Source organism: Sinorhizobium numidicum (assembly GCF_029892045.1).
Lineage (GTDB): Bacteria > Pseudomonadota > Alphaproteobacteria > Rhizobiales > Rhizobiaceae > Sinorhizobium > Sinorhizobium numidicum.
Genome location: NZ_CP120368.1, coordinates 347,139 through 366,064, shown reverse-complemented (window position 1 = coordinate 366,064; position 18,926 = coordinate 347,139). Strand labels below are relative to the sequence as shown.

The 18,926-nt window shown below is 62.0% G+C and carries 17 protein-coding genes; 10 read left to right on the top strand and 7 right to left on the bottom strand.

Annotated elements, in window-relative coordinates:
• Positions 1-79: 79 nt before the first annotated feature.
• A complete protein-coding gene (gcvA, locus tag PYH37_RS12865; RefSeq protein ID WP_280735336.1) occupies positions 80-973 on the top strand; it encodes a transcriptional regulator GcvA in 894 nt (297 codons plus the stop codon).
• Positions 974-1,091: 118 nt separating this feature from the next.
• On the opposite strand, the gene dnaA is transcribed toward gcvA, so the two are convergent.
• From dnaA to mutM, 4 genes are all read right to left on the bottom strand, one after another.
• The gene (gene dnaA, locus PYH37_RS12860) at positions 1,092-2,537 is read right to left on the bottom strand and encodes a chromosomal replication initiator protein DnaA (protein ID WP_342394671.1); all 1,446 of its coding nucleotides are present in this window, start codon (positions 2,535-2,537) and stop codon (positions 1,092-1,094) included.
• A 1,008-nt stretch (positions 2,538-3,545) separates the two neighbouring features.
• A complete protein-coding gene (rpsT, locus tag PYH37_RS12855) occupies positions 3,546-3,812 on the bottom strand; it encodes a 30S ribosomal protein S20 (RefSeq protein ID WP_280735334.1) in 267 nt (88 codons plus the stop codon).
• A 194-nt stretch (positions 3,813-4,006) separates the two neighbouring features.
• Entirely contained in the window at positions 4,007-4,780 is a 774-nt protein-coding gene (locus PYH37_RS12850) for an enoyl-CoA hydratase (RefSeq protein WP_280736027.1), read from the bottom strand.
• Between the two features lie 201 nt (positions 4,781-4,981).
• Positions 4,982-5,872 (bottom strand): bifunctional DNA-formamidopyrimidine glycosylase/DNA-(apurinic or apyrimidinic site) lyase, encoded by an 891-nt coding sequence (gene mutM, locus PYH37_RS12845; protein ID WP_280735333.1) that lies wholly within the window; start codon positions 5,870-5,872, stop codon positions 4,982-4,984.
• A gap of 280 nt (positions 5,873-6,152) precedes the next feature.
• On the opposite strand from mutM, the gene ubiE reads away from it, so the two are divergent.
• From ubiE to PYH37_RS12820, 5 genes are all read left to right on the top strand, one after another.
• Positions 6,153-6,929 carry a bifunctional demethylmenaquinone methyltransferase/2-methoxy-6-polyprenyl-1,4-benzoquinol methylase UbiE gene (gene ubiE / locus PYH37_RS12840; protein WP_280735332.1) on the top strand — a complete coding sequence of 259 codons (777 nt, stop codon included), beginning with the start codon at positions 6,153-6,155 and terminating at the stop codon, positions 6,927-6,929.
• 4 nt (positions 6,930-6,933) lie between these two features.
• Complete coding sequence (gene ubiB / locus PYH37_RS12835) at positions 6,934-8,508, top strand: 2-polyprenylphenol 6-hydroxylase (RefSeq protein WP_280735331.1); 1,575 nt, start codon at positions 6,934-6,936, stop codon at positions 8,506-8,508.
• Between the two features lie 369 nt (positions 8,509-8,877).
• Positions 8,878-9,381: a GNAT family N-acetyltransferase gene (locus tag PYH37_RS12830; RefSeq protein WP_280735330.1), complete on the top strand. Its 504-nt coding sequence runs from the start codon at positions 8,878-8,880 to the stop codon at positions 9,379-9,381.
• Positions 9,382-9,518: 137 nt separating this feature from the next.
• On the top strand, positions 9,519-9,782 hold the full coding sequence (locus PYH37_RS12825) for a hypothetical protein (RefSeq protein ID WP_280735329.1): 264 nt from the start codon (positions 9,519-9,521) through the stop codon (positions 9,780-9,782).
• A 147-nt stretch (positions 9,783-9,929) separates the two neighbouring features.
• Positions 9,930-10,706, top strand: coding sequence for an SDR family oxidoreductase (locus PYH37_RS12820; RefSeq protein ID WP_280736026.1), 777 nt, complete (start codon positions 9,930-9,932; stop codon positions 10,704-10,706).
• 61 nt (positions 10,707-10,767) lie between these two features.
• Here the strand turns inward: PYH37_RS12820 and PYH37_RS12815 are convergent, their stop codons facing one another.
• Positions 10,768-11,652, bottom strand: a complete 885-nt coding sequence (locus PYH37_RS12815) for an NAD(P)/FAD-dependent oxidoreductase (protein WP_280735328.1) — start codon at positions 11,650-11,652, stop codon at positions 10,768-10,770.
• Positions 11,642-12,100, bottom strand: coding sequence for an Rrf2 family transcriptional regulator (locus tag PYH37_RS12810; protein ID WP_280735327.1), 459 nt, complete (start codon positions 12,098-12,100; stop codon positions 11,642-11,644). The genes PYH37_RS12815 and PYH37_RS12810 overlap by 11 nt, the downstream gene beginning before the upstream one ends.
• A 151-nt stretch (positions 12,101-12,251) precedes the next feature.
• Here PYH37_RS12810 and coaBC point away from each other — a divergent pair, with 151 nt between their 5' ends.
• Positions 12,252-13,460, top strand: coding sequence for a bifunctional phosphopantothenoylcysteine decarboxylase/phosphopantothenate--cysteine ligase CoaBC (gene coaBC, locus PYH37_RS12805; RefSeq protein WP_280735326.1), 1,209 nt, complete (start codon positions 12,252-12,254; stop codon positions 13,458-13,460).
• A gap of 131 nt (positions 13,461-13,591) precedes the next feature.
• Here coaBC and PYH37_RS12800 read toward each other — a convergent pair whose 3' ends face one another.
• Positions 13,592-14,437: a class II glutamine amidotransferase gene (locus PYH37_RS12800; RefSeq protein ID WP_280735325.1), complete on the bottom strand. Its 846-nt coding sequence runs from the start codon at positions 14,435-14,437 to the stop codon at positions 13,592-13,594.
• A 269-nt stretch (positions 14,438-14,706) separates the two neighbouring features.
• Between PYH37_RS12800 and PYH37_RS12795 the strand changes: the two genes are divergently transcribed.
• The 3 genes from PYH37_RS12795 (at position 14,707) to PYH37_RS12785 (ending at position 18,873) form a co-directional block, all read left to right on the top strand.
• Positions 14,707-15,837 carry a Gfo/Idh/MocA family protein gene (locus tag PYH37_RS12795; protein ID WP_280735324.1) on the top strand — a complete coding sequence of 377 codons (1,131 nt, stop codon included), beginning with the start codon at positions 14,707-14,709 and terminating at the stop codon, positions 15,835-15,837.
• A gap of 110 nt (positions 15,838-15,947) precedes the next feature.
• A complete protein-coding gene (locus tag PYH37_RS12790) occupies positions 15,948-16,811 on the top strand; it encodes a MurR/RpiR family transcriptional regulator (RefSeq protein WP_280735323.1) in 864 nt (287 codons plus the stop codon).
• A 109-nt stretch (positions 16,812-16,920) separates the two neighbouring features.
• Complete coding sequence (locus PYH37_RS12785) at positions 16,921-18,873, top strand: bifunctional 5-dehydro-2-deoxygluconokinase/5-dehydro-2-deoxyphosphogluconate aldolase (RefSeq protein ID WP_280735322.1); 1,953 nt, start codon at positions 16,921-16,923, stop codon at positions 18,871-18,873.
• Positions 18,874-18,926 lie beyond the last annotated feature (53 nt).

Genomic DNA, 18,926 nt, shown 5'->3' with positions numbered 1-18,926 from the left:
CCGGACCGGCTTATTATCAGCAGAATAGCTCCCACACGAAGCGAGAAATTCTCATCGGACGATTGAGTTGCGCTAAACTATGGCAGCACCCCTCCCCTCCCTGGCGGCGCTGCGCGCTTTCGAGGCGGCCGCCCGCAATCTGAGCGTGACGCTGGCCGCACGCGAGCTCAATGTCACGCCCGGAGCGGTTAGCTTGCAGGTGCGCGAACTCGAGAATGCTCTCGGGGTGAGACTGTTTGAGAGAAGGCCGCGGCAGCTCTTTCTGACCGACGAAGGGAACGCCTATTTCGCTACACTGAGGCGAGCCTTCCGGATGATCCGCGAGGCGACGGAAGATCTTGCCATGCGAAACCGCCCGCCGAGTTTGACGATCAGTTGCACCCCAACCTTTGCAGCCCAATGGCTGGTACCGCGGCTGAACGATTTCGAAAAAAGCGTGCCTGGCATCGATGTCCGTCTCAACGCCTCCAACCGCTTGACCAATTTCGAAAGGGACGGGGTGGACGTGGCGATCCGCCATGGTTTCGGCCGATATGAGGGTTTGGTCAGCGAACGCCTGCTTGATGACGAATTCGTTCCGGTCCTCAGTCCGGCGCTCATGCGTTCACGGCCGCTTGCCGAACCGGCCGACCTTCGTGACCATGTCCTTCTTCATGACGTTCAGAGGCAGGATTGGCGATTGTGGCTGGATGCCGTCGGCGCAAATGAGGTTGTCAGTTCCGGCGGGCCGGTCTTCGTCAACAGCAACGGCGCCATCGAAGCGGCTAAAGCGGGAGATGGGGTTGCGCTGGTGCGGCTTTCGCTGGTGGCGCGCGAGCTTCGGGACGGCGTTCTGATCGCCCCTTTTCCCAATGGCATTGCGACCGACCTCGCCTACCACTTGGTCTATCCGCCGGCGGCGCTCGACCGACCGACGGTTGCATCCTTCCGGACATGGATTTTGGATGAAGCCCGCACAAACCGGGCGATATGAAGCGCGGTCTCCGGCGGTCGGCGTGATCGTCGGCCTATTCCATTGCTGACGCAAATCCAAGATGCAAAGAAAATGGCCCGGGACGACCGGGCCATTTTCTTCGTCAGTGGTGACTTACCTACTCATTGATCAACCGCTTCAGCAATTCGATCTCGTGGCTGAGTTTGGTGTCCGCGGAGATCAGTTCCTCGATCTTGCGCACGGCATGCAACACGGTGGTGTGATCGCGGCCACCGAAGCGACGGCCGATTTCGGGGAAGGAGCGCGGCGTCAAGGTCTTGGACAGGTACATGGCAATCTGGCGCGGCTTGACGATGACGCGGGTACGGCGATTGGAGACCAGTTCCTGCCGCGAGACATTGTAGTGCTTGGCGACGACACGCTGGATGTCCTCGATACGAACGCGGCGCGGCTCGCCGGCATTGACGAGATGGCCGAGCAGTTCATCGACGCGCTCGATCGAGAGCTGCGGTTCGAAGGAACGGCGGAAGAGAAGCTGGTTGAAGGCGCCTTCCAGCTCCCGGCCGCTTGCGGTGATGTTGCGTGCAACGTGGCACAGGATCTCGGCCGGAATCTCAAGCGTGCCATCGTCCTGACGGGCCGCTTCGAGGCGGCGCTTCAGCATCTCCAGGCGCATTTCGTAGTCGGGGCCTTCCATCTCGATCGCCACGCCGCCCTGAAGCCGCGAACGGACGCGGCTGTCGAGCGACTCCAGTTCCCAAGGCGCACGGTCAGCAGCGACGACGACCTGCTTGGCGGAGTCGAGCAGCATGTTCAGGAGATGGCAGAACTCGTGTTGGATCGACTTGCCCTGCAGGAACTGCATGTCGTCGATGACGAGAAGATCGATGTTGCGCAAGGATTCCTTGAGCGACAGAGCATCGTTGTCGCGGATCGCGGTCGCAAAACGCCACATGAAATATTCGGCCGTCAGATAGACGACGCGCGGCGCCCGGGCGCTTTGCAGGGCAGCAAGCGCGACGGCTTGCAGCAGGTGCGTCTTGCCGAGGCCGACGCTCGAATGGATAAACAATGGATTGAAGCGCACGGCGCCGGCGCCGGCCTCCGCAATCGTGCGCGCGGCGGCGAGTGCGACCCGGTTGGAAGAGCCTTCGACAAAGCTGTCGAACGTGTAGCGCTGATCGAGCGGCGAGCCGAAAAGCGGCGCCTGCGTCGGTCTCTGGACGGTGGCAACCGTTGCCGCCGCGGCCGCGGCAAGCGGCTGGGCCGAGGCCGAACGGCGGGTCGGAGCCGCCGGTGCCGTTTCGGCGGGCGCCGGCACTGCCTCTTCATGGGCGGCCGGGCGCTGACCGCGGGTCGCCGTGCGGACGAGGATCTCCACCTTCAGGATCTCGCCGTCCTCTTGCTGGAAGAGACTGGTGATGAGATCGAGATAGCGATTGTTGATCCACGATTTGAGGAACGTTGTCGGCACCGAAAGGCGCACGACGCTCTTGGATACGGAGTGGAGCTTGAGACGTCCAAACCAGCTTGCGAAGACATCCGGACCGACCTGGGCTTTCAAACGCGCACTTACCCGCTCGAAAAGTGCGTCATGCCGCATATCGTGTTTTTCCCCCGCCGCCTGAGACTGATTGCTTCCGGCCTGAAACGCGTCAGGTACCGTCGCCAAATTCATCTGCATGTTGCCGCCTTCCAAATTTCATCTTCGGATGCCGTCATTTCTGCCGGCGTCATCTCTTATGCCCGTCTGCCACGGCTGCCCTAGGGCCATTCCGCGTCCGACGAACGCCCCGTCGCACCGAACCGGGTTCCTCGTACCCCGCCGCGGTGCGCGCTACGCGCATCCGCTCGCCTGAGCCAACGGATGTCCCCTCGCGCCTCGCCTTAGCGATCCCAGCCGACTGTTTTCAAGCCGTCGGAATCACATTCCTCATCATCGGCTGCGCCGCACCCTCGTACGAAGCGGACAGCCCACTCTCTCCTTGTTATCTGAAGGCCTCAACGGCCTTTCATATATCGCGATCCACGCCGGCAACCATAAGGCGAAACGTCCTCGTTCCGCGACGAAGCTTCGTCCGGATGTATCGTCTCGACTTGTTGATTGAACGACGTGGAGCTACCCCGCCACAGAGAACAGAAAGTCCGCAGCCATCTCGTTGAAATGACTCTCACACTCTCTTGTACAGATATGGTCTGTGTCCCCTGTGGGAGGCATTTAGGCAGGATCGCCCGGCAAGATCAATCGGGATTTTTACCCAACGTTAAACGCCGCCGGTTGACTCTCGCTTCACCTTTTGCTTGCCGCTTTCCGAGTCCAACAAGAATCCCTGTCGAATCAAGGGTTTTGTTTTTTGCAGTCTTGCTTAGCTGGCGAAAAAGAAAAAAAATAAAAATTCGCTTGACTCAGTTCGGACTCAGTCTGCCCGCGTGTAGAGATGCCATCTTCGCAAGCACCTCGCGCAATCCTTTGATATTACTTAGTAATTTATGTCACGGCAATGACACAACCTCGGCTGGGAAGATTAATCATGGCCATCGCAGAAGTATGAATCCGAAAAGCCCAGCGCAAAGGCCGGGCTCTTCATCAACAGTTTTTTATTTAGCCGGGTTATGCCGAAAGGGACTTCACGCGCTGTGCCAGACGGGAAACCTTGCGCGATGCCGTGTTGGCATGCAGCACACCCTTGGTGGCGGCGCGCATCAGCTCGGGCTGTGCCGCCTTCAGAGCGGCGGCTGCGACTGCCTGATCGCCGGAAGCGATTGCCTCCTCAACCTTGCGGATGAAGCTGCGGACGCGCGAACGGCGCGCCTTGTTCACTGCAGTGCGGCGTGCGATCTTGCGGGTCGCCTTTTTCGCCGAAGTTGTATTGGCCATCGATGCCTCTCTTCGAAAACTGACATGAACTCCGCCTTCGCCGTGCCGGGTCACTGCGACCTGTCATCCAAAGCAATTCGGGAGCATTATCGGAAAGCCTTGCGTGACGGCGTTCCAAACTGAGGGCGGCGTATAACGGGAAACCGCCCTCGCGTCAACGCGCAATTTGAGAAAACTGGCCTCGCCCCCCGGGCTCACCTGTGTTTGAACTCCGCTTTGCGCTTTCCGACAAAGGCGGCCATTCCCTCCTTCTGGTCCTCAGTTGCAAAAAGCGACTGGAAAAGCCGCCGCTCGAAGCGCAAGCCCTCCGCCAGCGTCACCTCCAGCGAGCGATTGACCGCCTCCTTGGCCATCATCACCGCCGGCAGCGAGAAGGACGCTATCTTCTCGGCGGCTGCAAGCGCCTCTTCCATCAGCTTTTCCGGCGCGACCACACGCGAAACGAGCCCCGAGCGCTCTGCCTCGGCCGCATCCATCATGCGGCCGGTCAATACCAAGTCCATCGCCTTCGGCTTGCCGACCGCGCGCGTCAGACGCTGTGACCCGCCCATGCCAGGGATGACGCCGAGGGTGATTTCCGGCTGGCCGAACTTCGCCGTCTCCGAAGCAATGATGAAATCGCACATCATGGCGAGTTCACAGCCCCCGCCGAGCGCGAAGCCGGAAACGGCTGCGATCATCGGCTTGCGGGCGGTCGCGACCTGCTCCCATCCCGCCAGGAAGTCGCCGATATAGCTGTCGACGAAATCGAGCGCCTGCATTTCCTTGATGTCCGCGCCGGCGGCGAATGCCTTTTCCGAGCCGGTGATGACGACCGCGCCGACGCCCTTGTCGGCGTCGAACGCCCTCAAGGCAGCGTCCAGTTCGCGCATCAGGGTCGAGTTAAGCGCGTTCAGCGCCTGCGGACGATTTAGCGTGATCAGGCCCACGCGCCCGCGCGTTTCGACCAGCAGCGTCTCGTAGCTCATTGTCGTCTCCTCCACTTCGATCTCGGTTCTGATGAGTGAGAGCGGGATGCGGGCGGAAAACCGCACATACTTTTCCTCATGCCGCTCTACAGCGCCGTGCGTCTTTTCAGACGCACAAAGGTTGCTGTAGCACTTTGAATTGCTGCATGTTTTTATCCTTAAATCGGTTCCGATTTAAGGAAACATGCAGTAGGTCAGGATCTATTTCTGGCAGAGCGGACAAAAGAAAGTCGAGCGTACCGCCTGAACGATGCGGGCCACCGTACCGTCGCAACCGGGCGTGCGGCAAGCCTCGCCTTCCCGATCGTAGACGGAAAAGCTGTGCTGGAAGTAGCCGAGGCTGCCGTCCGCTTGAATATGATCCTTGAGTGATGAGCCGCCGGCGGCGATCGCATCGGCGATCACCTGGCGGATCGCTTCCGTAAGCGTGAGAAGTCCCTGCCTGGGACGGCCGCGCTTGTCGACCAAACTTCCAGCCGCTCTCAGCGGTGACAGGCCCGCCCGCCACAGCGCCTCGCAGACATAGATGTTGCCGAGGCCGGCAATGGTCCGCTGATCGAGGAGCGCCGCCTTGAGCGGCTGCGCTTTGCCGTCAAAGCGCGCCGCCAGATAGGCCGCGTCGAGCGCATTGCCCGTCGGCTCAGCGCCCAATTCACGGAAAAAGGCGTGTTCGGAGAGCGTGTCGCGGCGCGCCAGATCCATGAAGCCGAAACGGCGCGGATCGTTGTAGATCACCCGTACCGGACCGGACCGCCCCTCGAGATGGAAAACGACGTGGTCGTGTTTCTCGTCCTTGCCGCGCGGGTGATGGAAGGCACCGGGCGTGGCAGGGCCCTCGCCGGCCTCGATCCGGAACGAACCCGACATGCCGAGATGCGCGACGATCACGTCGCCGCCTTCGAGATCGATCATCAGATATTTGGCCCGGCGCGACAGCGCGACGATGCGGCGGCCGGAGACGGATGCCGAAAAATTCACCGGAAAGGGAAAGCGCAGGTCCGGCCTGCGCAACTCGGCGCGCACAAGGAGAGCCCCCTCCATCGTCGGCGCCAGCCCGCGCCTGACCGTCTCGACCTCGGGCAATTCCGGCATTGATCGTCTTCCTTCTTGCGTTCGCGCGCGGCGGTATACGGCATTTCTGACGCCGGCAGGAGAAAAAGCGGAGCGGTGTCTCACATTGCATCCAGCGCTTCAACCTATCAGAATCGATCGCGCATGTGATTTTGGATTGATCAACCCAAAATCATCGTGATCTGGCAACGTTGATGTCCTATAGGTGCGCTATGCCGCAGCCTTATCCCTGTCGCTGAGATAGCGCGGGTGGGGCGATTTCGCTATGGTGCCGGCAAATTGGTTCAGGTGGAGTTTTCGTATGACGGATGAGCGCGTATCGGCCGATGGCGGAATGGAAACCTCCTTCGGTTTCCGCGAAGTCGGCGCGGGCGAAAAGCAGCCGCTCGTCAACGACGTCTTCCATAAAGTTGCCAAGCGCTACGATATGATGAACGACGTGATGTCGGCAGGGCTGCACCGCGTCTGGAAGGACGCGATGATCGCCGCGCTCAACCCGCCGCGCCGGGAGGACTACCGGGTGCTCGATGTTGCCGGCGGTACCGGCGATATCGCCTTCCGCATCATTGAGGCGTCCGGCCGGAAGGCACATGCAACCGTGCTCGACATCAACGGTTCGATGCTCGCCGTCGGCGAGGAGCGCGCGCGAAAGAGGGGGCTGCTGCCCAATCTGGAATTCGTCGAGGCCAATGCCGAGGAACTGCCCTTCGCAGCGAATTCCTTCGATGCCTATACGATCGCCTTCGGCATCCGCAACGTGCCGCGCATCGAGGTAGCGCTCAAGGAGGCCTATCGTGTGTTGAAGCGCGGCGGCCGGCTGCTGGTGCTTGAGTTCTCCGACGTCGAGATGCCGCTGCTCGACCGCTTCTATGATGCCTGGTCGTTCAACGCGATCCCGAAGTTCGGGAAGCTGATCACCGGCGACGACGCGCCCTATCAATACCTGGTCGAATCGATCCGGAAGTTTCCGAATCAGCGCGATTTCGCCGCTATGATCCGGGACGCCGGCTTCGCCCGTGTCTCCTTCACCAATTATACCGGCGGTATCGCGGCACTGCATTCCGGCTGGAAAATCTGAACGCATGAGCACGCCTGGAGCATATTTCCGTCTTACGCGGATCGGCTGGGTCCTCGCGCGCGAAGGCGTCGTTTCGGCTATCCCTGCCGAGCACCTGCCGCCGATTGCCCGTTTCGCACAGAAGCTCGCCGGGCTCCTCGCCCGCCGCAAAGCGCGATATGAGGAGCGCAGCGGCAGGCTCGCGCGCGCCGTCGAGAGGCTCGGTCCGTCCTATGTGAAAATTGGCCAGTTTCTGGCGACGCGCCCGGATGTCGTCGGCGCCGAATTCGCCGCCGACCTGTCGCTGCTGCAGGACCGGATGGCCACGTTTCCCAAAAGTGATGCCGAGATCGCAATCGAGGGCTCCCTCGGCCGCTCCATCGATTCGCTATTCGTCGAATTTTCCGAGCCGATGGCGGCAGCCTCGATCGCTCAGGTCCATCCCGCGGTGATCATGCGCAACGGTATGCGCGAAAAGGTCGCCGTCAAGGTCATCCGTCCTGGCGTCCGCCAGCGCTTTGCTGCCGATATCGAGGCGATGTATCTTGTCTCCCGCATGCAGGAGCGGTTTCTGCCCTATACGCGCCGGTTAAGGCCGGTCGAGGTCACGAAGACGCTTGAACAAACGACCAAGATCGAGATGGACCTTCGGCTTGAAGCGGCAGCGCTTTCCGAACTCGGCGCCAATACCAAGGAGGATTCCGGCTTTCGCGTGCCCAAGGTCGATTGGGAACGCACGGGCCGAGACGTCGTGACCATGGAATGGATCGACGGCGTGAAGATGTCGGACATCGAAGGTCTGAAGCAAGCGGGGTACAATCTCAACACGCTCGCCGAAACGCTCATCCAGTCCTTTCTGCGGCATACGCTGCGCGACGGTTTCTTCCACGCGGACATGCACCAAGGCAACCTGTTCGTGGACAATGCCGGCCATATCGTTGCCGTCGACATGGGCATCGTCGGCAGGCTCGGAAAAAAGGAGCGGCGGTTCCTCGCTGAGATCCTCTATGGCTTCATCACCCGCGACTACCAGCGCGTCGCCGACGTGCATTTCGAGGCCGGCTACGTTCCCTCGCACCACGATGCCGCAAGCTTTGCCCAGGCGATCCGCGCCATCGGGGAACCGATTCACGGCCAGCCGGCCGAAACCATCTCCATGGCAAAGTTGCTGACGCTGCTCTTCGAAGTGACGGAACTCTTCGACATGCAGACGCGTCCCGAACTCGTCATGCTGCAGAAGACGATGGTTGTCGTCGAGGGCGTCGCCCGCACGCTCAATCCGCGCTTCAACATGTGGAAGGCATCCGAGCCGGTGGTGGGCAAATGGATACGGGACAATCTCGGCCCGAAACGCATCGTTGCGGACCTGCGCGACGGCCTGCATGCCGCGCTGCGGGTCGCCGAAGCGGTTCCCGAAATCGCCGCTCGGACGGAACGCTTTTCCGCCGAAATCATGGCGATGAGCGAAAACGGCCTGCGCTTCGATGCCGAAACGGCAGAGGCGATCGGCGAGGCGGAGGCGCGCCATAGCCGCTCCGGTCGTGTAGCACTCTGGGTGATCGCGGCAACGCTCGTCTATATCGCGTGGCAGCTTGCCTGAACGGTAGCGCTGTGCTGCGACGCCGGGGCACGACACGATAGAATCTAGTGATTGGCCCTCACCGCTTGTGACCGGTTGCGCGAAAGCGGCGCCGCGGGTCCCTTCTCCCCGCCTGCGGAGAGAAGGGCGCGGCAGGAGTGAGGGGCCACCCTGCTCGCTTCATGCGAAAAGATCCTTCCGATTTTCCACATCCTGCAGTAGCATCCATCCATGGACAGGCATTTTTCGCTCGTGATGATGGTGACCGCGCAGACCTCAGGGTGTGCAGGAGACCTGCTGCGCTAAGCGACCTGTCTTCAAGCTACCCTGCCGAGGCGAGCAGGGTTTGGCCCTGTTTCCTCGGTTAGCTCCTGAACGAAAGAGGAAACGATGACGGCACCTTCCGCCGAACTCTCCATCCGTGCTGCATGCATTGGCGACTGGGAGGCGCTGGCCGCCTTGAGAGACTTGCCCGGTGTTCGCGCCGGGACGCTGCGCCTGCCCTTCGCGCCCCCGGAGCAGACGCGAAAATGGCTCGAGAATCTCGCAGAAACCGACACGATCATCGTTGCCGAACTCGAGGGCCGCATCGTCGGGATTGCCGGGCTGCACCGCCACAAGGGCCGACGGCAACATGCTGCGGAACTCGGCATGTCGGTGCATGACGACTACCGCCGGCGCGGCATCGGCAAAGCTTTGCTCAACGAACTGGTCGACGCGGCGGACCGCTGGCTCGGCATCTCGCGTGTCGAGTTGACGGTATTTACCGACAACGAGGCGGCGATCGCGCTCTACCGTCAGGCGGGTTTCGTCAAAGAGGGCGTATTGAAGTCCTACGCCTTGCGAGACGGTGTGCTCGCCGACGTGTTGGCCATGGCACGGCTGCGCGCGTGACAGCCGTGGCTGGATAGGGGGCAGACGGGGCCGTACATTTCGACGGTGTTCCATTCGAAACTGCGAATATGTGCGGATTGCGCGATCTTCTGCGGATGGATGACGAACGTTCATCCGAAAACAGAGGAGAGAACACAATGCGCAAGACCATCATCGCTTTCGCCGTCGCAGCCGCTGCCGCAACCTCCTTCGCCGCCCCCTCCGAGGCGGGTGGTTTTTCGATCGGCTTCGGCCATGGATATCACGGCCACGGCTGGGGCGGTCGCATCGGCTTTCCCGGCGGTTACTATGGCGGCCCTTACCACGATGACTATTACGGGGCTTACTGCTTCACCAGGAAGGTGAGGCGATATGATCATCACGGCAATCTCTACATCAAACGCATCCGCTTCTGCCGTTAGACGGCTGGAGACGAGGCCCGGCCGGGCTGCGGCCCCTCGTCTTTCTTCCGGGTTCCTGGTTGGGATTTCTTTTTCCTCTCCCCTATTGACCGCGCGCCGCAGGCGCGTTCCAACGGACGCGGCGATGGCAATAGGAGGGGAAGAGTGATGGATCTCGGCATCGAAGGCAGACGTGCGCTCGTGCTCGGGGGCAGCAAGGGCCTTGGGCGCGGCATCGCTGAGGCGCTTGCGGCCGAAGGTGCTATTGTCGCGTTGACCGGTCGGGATGAGCAGACAGCGGCAAAGGCCGCAGCGGGTATCGCTTCTACCTCTGGCTTTTCGCTCGACCTCCTGAAGCCGGAGGCGATCGAGCCATTCCTCGACCGGCTGACCGCCCAGTTCGGATCGATCGACATTCTGGTGCTGAACGGCGGCGGACCGCCACCGACGCTCGCCTCGGACGTCGATCCGGATTTTTGGCGAGCGCAATTCGAGGCGCTGGTGCTCGCGGGAATGCGCATCGCCCACCGGCTGCTGCCGCCGATGCGCGAACGCCGCTGGGGCCGCATCATTGCGGTCGCATCCACCAGCATCCGCGAACCGATTCCGGGTCTCAGCGCTTCCAATGCGCTGCGCAGCGCGCTTGCCGGCTGGATGAAGACGCTTGCCGGCGAGGTCGCCGCCGATGGCATTACGGTCAACATGTTGTTGCCCGGCCGCCTCGCCACGGATCGAACGCTGAGCTTCGACCGGATGGATGCGGAGAGTGAAGGGGTGAGCATCGAAACGGTCGCGGCGCGCAGCCAGTCGGAGATCCCCGTCGGCCGCTACGGGACGCCGGCAGAGTTCGGCTCTGCTGCCGCCTTCCTGGCGAGCCGCCAAGCCGCCTACATCACCGGAGTCGCCATGCCGGTCGATGGCGGTCTCAGCCGCTCGATGCTCTGACATTTCCAAGCAAATGGCAGCAATGCCAGGCGAGCAAAGGCAGATAGCCCTGCACTCGCCTCTAACCGAAGATCAAGGACTGATGCGCAGCCATACCGGCCGTAACACCGTCTCCGACCGCGTGTGACACCGAGCCTGCCGCGCGCGCCGCGTCACCGCAGGCATAGACGCCGGCAACGCTCGTCGCCTTCATCGGATCGGTCCGAATGAAAGGCCCCATCGGCCCTTCTTCGAACGCGCACCCGAGCGCCTCGGGCAAGTCGCTTGCCATGCGCGTCCGCGGCGCGACGAACAGGCCATCGAGTGAAACTTTCCGCCCGTCGGCCAAGATAACGGTTGCCTTGGAGTCCTCCAGCTCGACAACCGGCTCCTTTTCGATCTTCACGCCGCGCGCCGCGAGCATGGCCGACTGCGACGCATCCGGTTCGAAAGCGCCATTTATAAAGAGGGTCGTCGACCCCCAATCCGGCAGCATCATCGCCTGATAAAAGGCGTGCGGACCGGTCGCCAATACGCCGATCTGCCCGCGCGCGAGCTCATGGCCATGGCAATAGGGGCAATGGAAGACCGTCCGGCCCCACCGCTCCCGAAGACCGGGAATCGCCGGCAATTCGTCGACCACCCCGGTCGCAAGGATCAGCCGCCGTGCGCTGAGATTTTCGCCCTGGAGCGAGATATTGAATCCCTCTCCTTCCGGCCGCGCCATTTCGGCTACGCCCTCGACGAAACGAACATCGGGATAGGCCAGCAATTGCTGCCGCCCGCTCTCGGCGATAGACGCAGGCGCTTCGCCATCTCGTGTGAGAAACCCATGCGATGTTCCGGCAAAACGGTTCCTTCGGTGCCCCGCGTCGACAACAACCACCGAGCGCCTCGCCCTCGCCAATTGCAGAGCCGCGGCCAGTCCCGCATAGCTTCCACCCACGATCGCGACATCATTCGGCATAGTCTGGCTCCTTCATCTTCCTGCAGTGGTCCGCCATGCGGCGTTGAAAATCTCGCGACAGATCCGCGAGGCTCACCCTGGTTAGCCGTTCGAGAAGCAAGGCCTCTGCGTCGCGCAAGGCATCATCCATGGCTGCATTGACCGCCTGCTCGACCAGGCAGCCGGGGGACTCGGTGCGGTTGCCGATCGCGAAAAAGCCAGGCTCGCCGAGCGCGGCATGCACGTCCGCAAGCGTCACCGTGGCGAGATCGCGCACAAGCGACCAACCGCCTCCGTGCCCTTTCTCCGAGCGGACCAGGCCTGCCGCACGCAAGCCTGCCATAGTCCGGCGAACCACGACGGGGTTCGTGGAAAGACAGACTGCCAGTTCATCCGATGTAATGATTTCACGCTCGGCCATATGGAGCAGAGCGTGGAGGGTGATGGAAAGTCGACTATCGCGTTTCATGTAACTCAGTTTGTTACATGAAACTGACTGTGTCAAGGCGCCCTTCCGCTCCCGAGTGAAAAGCACGCGGCGTTCCGGCAATTGCACCTGGCCGGATGGTCGAGTAGGGTCGCCACAAATGGACGGGAGCGGCGGAACAGGCCGAAACGGAATGACACTTTCCGGCAAGCAAATTCTTCTCATCATTTCCGGCGGCATCGCCGCCTATAAGAGCCTCGACCTCATTCGCCGCCTGCGCGAACGCGGCGCGGAGGTCCGGCCGGTGATGACGGCGGCCGCGCAGCAATTCGTCACGCCGCTTGCCGTCGGCGCCCTTTCCGCCTCCCATGTGTTTACAGATCTTTTTTCGCGCGAGGACGAACAGGATGTCGGCCATATCCGGCTTGCGCGGGAATGCGATCTCGTCGTTGTGGCACCGGCTACCGCCGATCTGATGGCCAAGCTGGCCAATGGTCACGCAAATGACCTTGCCTCGACCATTCTGCTCGCGACTGATCGGCCGGTGCTCCTCGCCCCTGCCATGAACCCCAAGATGTGGATGCATCCGGCAACTCGCCGCAATCGTGCAATCTTAGCCGGCGATGGGATCCCTTTCATCGGTCCGGCCGCGGGCGAGATGGCCGAAGGGGGCGAAGCGGGCGAAGGCCGGATGGCGGAGCCTCTGGAGATCGTTGCGGCGATCGAAGGAATGCTCGGCGGAGCGGCGGGGCCGCTTGCCGGCCGAAGGGCGATCGTCACCTCCGGGCCAACGCATGAGCCGATCGATCCGGTGCGTTATATCGCCAACCGTTCATCCGGCAAGCAGGGCCATGCGATCGCCGCGGCGCTTGCGCGGCTCGGAGCCGAAGTCACACTCATTTCAGGGCCAGTGACGATTCCCGACCCCGCCGGCGTCCGTGTCATCCGGGTCGAACGCGCCGAAGAGATGCGCGACGCGGTGGCGGCCGCCCTTCCCGTCGATGTCGCCGTGATGGTCGCAGCGGTCGCGGATTGGCGTGTCGCCTCAACTGCCGGCAACAAGATCAAGAAGCGGCCCGGCGAAGCCCCGCCGCCGCTCCAGCTTGCCGAGAATCCCGACATTCTGAAGACGATCGGGCATCATCGCTCACGCCCTCGGCTCGTCATCGGCTTTGCCGCCGAGACGGAGAACGTCGCCGAGAATGGCCGCGCAAAGCTCGATAGGAAAGGCGCCGATTACATTTTGGCCAACGACGTCTCGCCCAAGACCGGCGTCATGGGCGGCGATCGTAACCGGGTGAAGCTGATCGGCCGCGATGGCGCCGAGGACTGGCCGGAGATGAGCAAGGACGAAGTGGCCGAAAAGCTCGCGGCGCTCATCGCCGTGAAGCTTTCCGCCTAGCTCTGCGGCGCCCGGATATCAGCGCGGGATGAGGAAAAGTGTGCGCGGTTTTCCGCCCGCATCCCGCGCTAACTTATTAAAATCGATCACGTTCATGATTTTAGGTCGATCCGACCTAAAATCATCCTGATCTAGGCGAGTTGTACACCCTCTCCAGCGCCCAAGGGACGCGGCGTGGCGGCAAGGCGTCCGCGAGCCGGAACGTCGGCCGCGCCGAAGAGGCGAACGTCAACGCCATTTTCGCCGACGATAACGGCGGAGCCATCGGGGATCTCCGCCCAGGCGTTGTCGTCGTTGAGCGGTTCGGAGACAAGGCAATAACCGCCATTCGGCCCCATTGGCGCTGCGTAGAGCGTCGGCGCCTTGCAGTCCGAGGCGTAGCGGACCGCGTAGAGATCGTGACCGTTGGAGAAGGCGGCGGTGAAGCGAACGAGCACCGAGTGGTCGAGGTTCGCGGCAAGCCGTTCGACGAAGCCGAGCGCCTCGGCGCATGCGCCGAGCGGATCGCGGTCGAGCCCGAATTGCAGGGCCAGGAGGAAAAGCAGTTCCGAATCCGTCGTGCCGGTGCGCGCCGTATAGAGCTCGTCGTCGAGCATGTTTTCCATCGGCCGGCGCAGATGCTCGAAATCGCCGACCTGTCCGTTATGCATGAAGGACCAGCGACCGTGGACGAAGGGGTGGCAATTGTCGCGCCGCGTGCCGCCGCCGGTCGCCGCACGAACATGGGCGAGGAAGAGTCTCGAGCGGATTTGCCGCGCAATGCTCCTTAGATTGCAGTCGGACCAGGCAGGCAGAATATCGCGGTAGCGGCCGGGCTCCGGACGATCGCCATACCAGGCGATGCCGAAGCCGTCGCCGTTGGTCGCGGTCTTCGCTCGGGTGGCACAATGGGACTGTTCGATCAGCGAATGCGCCGGCGACGTCACCAGTTCTTCAAGATAGAGCGGCTCTCCGCGGTAGGCTGCCCAGCGGCACATGCGATCTCACTCCGGCTTCGGCTCCAGATCACGATGACTTTGAGACGATTCGCTAACAGTCGTCAGCAGCGATGTTTCAATGGAACATGGTAAAAATGCGTTAACAAATTCACCCTTGCCTAGCACATAACGTGCCGGAGAGCTCGGCGCTGTTTCGTTCGGCACAACCGCGACGAGACGATTTCGAACAAATATTCCATATTGACATTATTCGCACAATTCATTTCATTTCTCCCAAACACATGGGGCCTTCGGCCCGGGAGGAACATATGAGCGGCAAGCGCAAGCTCGGCATCGGCCTGATCGGTACGGGCTTCATGGGTAAGGCCCATGCCCTCGGCTTCACGATCGCGGCGCGGGTCTTCGAGCTGTCCTTCGAACTGGACCTGGTTTCGGTCGCCGACGTCACCGAAGAAAGCGCCGAGGCCGCCCGTGCGCGCCTCGGTTTCCGCAAGGCGACCGCCGACTGGCGCGATCTGCTGACGGACCCGGACATTGACATCATCGACATCACCACACCCAACCTTCTGCATAAGGAAATGGCGCTCGCGGCTATCGCATACGGCAAGCATGTCTATTGCGAAAAGCCGCTGGCACCGACGGTTGCCGACTGCGCGGAGATGGTCGCGGCGGCCGAAAAGGCTGGCGTCGTAACCCAGGTCGGCTTCAATTACCTGAAGAACCCGCTGATCCTCCTCGCCAAGGATATTATCGAGAGCGGCGAGATCGGCGAAATCCGGTCGTTCCGCGGCGTCCACGCGGAGGATTTCATGGCAGATGCGAGCGTCCCTTGGGGCTGGCGCCTTGATCCGCGCAGCGGCGGAGGCGCACTCGCGGACATCGGCAGCCACATGATCGCCTGCATGCGTCACCTCATCGGTCCGATCAAGTCGGTGCTCGCGGAAACCGTCATCCAGATCCCGGAGCGCCCTGTCTCTCGCGGCGCAAGCGCGACACGTACTGTCGAAGTCGACGACATCACCCGCGCCTTCGTACGTTTCGAAAGCGGCGCCACCGGCAGTTTCGAGGCGAACTGGATCGCCACCGGTCGCAAGATGCAGCATGATTTCGAGATCTACGGTTCAAAGGGCAGCATCGTCTTCACCCAGGAGCGGCTGAACGAGATCAAGGTCTACTATGCCGGCGACGACATTCGCAGCCGCGGCTTCCGCACCATCTGGGCAGGACCGGAACACCCGCCCTATGGCGCATTCTGCGTGGCGCCCGGCCACCAGATCGGCTTCAACGATCTGAAGGCGATCGAGGTCCACGAGTTTCTCCATGCGATCGCCAAAGGCGGCAAGCCGTCGACCGACTTCCGCGAAGGCTACGAGGTTCAAAAGGTTCTCTCGGCGACCTACCACTCGGCAAGGACGAACGAATGGGTGCAGGTCGGCTGACCGCCCGCCAGTCGGCTTCCTCGCAAAATGGAACGTCTGTTCTATGCGGGCGATCATTAATCGATTAGAATGAGGCCGACGGAAAGCAGCAAGCCTGGAGAAGCGAAACGATGCCAACGCCGGAGACGACCACCGATGTCCCTCAGGACTTCGAGGCGCTAAAGGCCGTCATTCTGGAACGCAAGGCGCAATTGCCGAAGCGACTGAAGCAGGTGGCAGCCTACTCGCTCGACAATCCCGACGAGATCGCCTTCGGTACGGCAGCCAGCATCGCAACGTCCGCCGATGTTCAGCCCTCGACGCTCGTGCGCTTCGCGCAGCATTTCGGCTTCGAGGGGTTTTCCAGCCTGCAGCAGATTTTTCGCGCACGGCTGCGCGAGCGCACGCCCGGTTACGAAGAACGGTTGAAGGCGCTGAGCCAAAACGACCACAGCAAGCTCGAAAGCGGCTCGATCTTCAACGGCTTCGTGGCGGCCGCCCATCGCTCTCTGGACAATGTCGCCACATCCGTCGAACCGGAGGCCTTCGATCGCGCCGTCGACATCCTCGCCAAGGCGGAGACGATCTATCTGATCGCCAAGCGGCGCTCCTATCCAATTTCCAGCTATATGGCCTACGCCTTCGGCAAGCTGAAGGTGAAATATCAGCATGTGGGTACAGCCGCCGGCATCGACGACGACATGCTGGCGATGGCGACCAAGCAGGATGCCGCCTTCGCCGTCAGCTTTTCGCCATACGCCTCGGAAAGCGCCAACCAGGCGCGGGTGCTTGCCAGCCGCAAGGTGCCGGTCGTGTCGCTGACCGATTCGGCCTTTTCGCCGCTCGCCGAGTCGTCAAAGGTCTGGTTCGAACTGGTGGAGGCCGATCATGCCGGCTTCCGTTCGCTCTCCGCGAGCATGGCTTTCGCCATGGCGCTAACGGTGGCGATCGCCGAGAAGCGTCGCCGGCTTTCGGACGCCCGCAGCAGTTTATAGAATGAAAATTCCATATTGACGAGACGGCGGAATTTATGTTTCATAACCGCATCGCCCATCGCATAAGCATAATTGTCGGCGCCGGCGCGGCGTCCGCGGGGAGGAAGCAGTGAGCCAGATTCCATCGGCCCAAATTCCATCGGCAAAGGGCGCCAGGCCCCTCGACCTCATCACCATCGGCAGAGCCTCGGTCGACCTTTACGGCCAGCAGATCGGCACCCGTCTCGAAGACGTGGGAAGCTTTGCCAAGTCCGTCGGCGGCTGCCCCTGCAACATTTCGGTCGGCACGGCACGCCTCGGGCTGAAATCAGCGCTGCTGACGCGCGTCGGCGACGAGCAGATGGGCCGGTTCATCCGCGAGCAGCTCGCGCGTGAAGGCGTGGAGACCCGCGGCATCGCCACTGATCCCGAGCGGTTGACCGCGCTCGCGATCCTGGCGGTCGAAAACGATAAATCCTTTCCGCTGCTCTTCTATCGCGACAATTGTGCCGACAATGCGCTTAGCGAGGCTGATGTGGCGGAGGACTTCATCCGTTCCGCCCGGGCAATCCTCGTCACCGGCACGCATTTCTCCAAACCGAACACGGACGGCGCCCAGCGCAAGGCGATGCGGATTGCCAAGGAGAGCGGCGCCAGAATCGTCTTCGACATCGACTATCGCCCGAACCTCTGGGGCCTTGCAGGCCACGATGCGGGCGAAAGCCGCTATATCGCTTCCGATCGCGTCTCGGCGCATCTGAAAACCGTTCTCGGCGACTGCGACCTCATCGTCGGCACGGAGGAGGAAGTTCTGATCGCCTCCGGTGAAAGAGATCTGCTCCAGGCGCTCAAGACCATCCGTTCGCTTTCAAGGGCCACAATCGTGCTCAAGCGCGGACCGATGGGCTGCATCGTCTATGACGGGCCGATATCCGACGATCTCGAAGACGGCATCGTCGGCAAGGGCTTCCCGATCGAAGTCTACAACGTGCTCGGCGCCGGCGACGCCTTCATGTCCGGCTTCCTGCGCGGCTGGCTCACCGGCGAGCCGCACGCGACGTCCGCCACCTGGGCCAATGCCTGCGGCGCCTTCGCGGTCTCACGCCTCCTCTGCGCGCCGGAAATTCCGACCTGGACCGAGTTGCAGTTCTTCCTCGAACACGGCAGCAAGGAAAAGGCCCTGCGCAAGGACGAGGCGATCAACCACGTTCACTGGGCAACCACCCGCCGCCGCGACATCCCGCTTCTGATGGCACTCGCGATCGATCACCGCAGCCAGCTCGAAGATATTGCTGAAGGCAAACCGGAACTTCTGGCGCGCATCCCCGCCTTCAAGGTGCTTGCGGTCAAGGCCGCGGCCCAGGTCGCCGCCGGCCGCCCAGGTTTTGGCATGTTGATCGACGACAAATATGGCCGCGACGCGCTCTTTGCCGCGGGTGCCCACCGCGACTTCTGGATCGCCAGGCCGATCGAGCTTCCGGGCTCCCGGCCGCTGCAGTTCGAATTCAGCCAGGACCTCGGCAGCCGCCTCATCGAATGGCCGATCGATCATTGCATCAAGGTACTCTCTTTCTTCCATCCGGATGATCCGGCCGAATTGAAGACAGTCCAGATCGCCAAGCTCCGCTCGGCCTTCGAGGCGGCGCGAAAGGTCGGCCGCGAAATCCTGATCGAGATCATCGCCGGCAAGCATGGGACGCTCGATGATGAGACCATTCCGCGGGCGCTCAACGAGCTCTATGATGCTGGGCTGAAGCCGGACTGGTGGAAGCTCGAGCCGCAGGCAAGCCGCGGCGCCTGGGGTGCCATCGACGCCGTGATCGAGAAGCGCGATCCGCTCTGCCGGGGTGTCGTCCTCCTCGGCCTTGAGGCGCCTTACGAGATCCTGAAGGATGGCTTCGCCGCCGCAAGAGCATCGAAGACGGTGAAGGGATTTGCGGTCGGCCGGACGATCTTTGCCGATGCCGCCAAAACCTGGCTCGCCGGCACGATGACCGACGAGCAGGCCGTTTCCGACATGGCGGCAAAGTTCAAGGCTCTGGTGGATCTCTGGCTGCAACTGGGTGAAACAAAGGCCGCCTAGAGTCGGGAAAGGCGTGTGCGGTTTTCCACCCGCATGTCGCTTTAACTTATAAT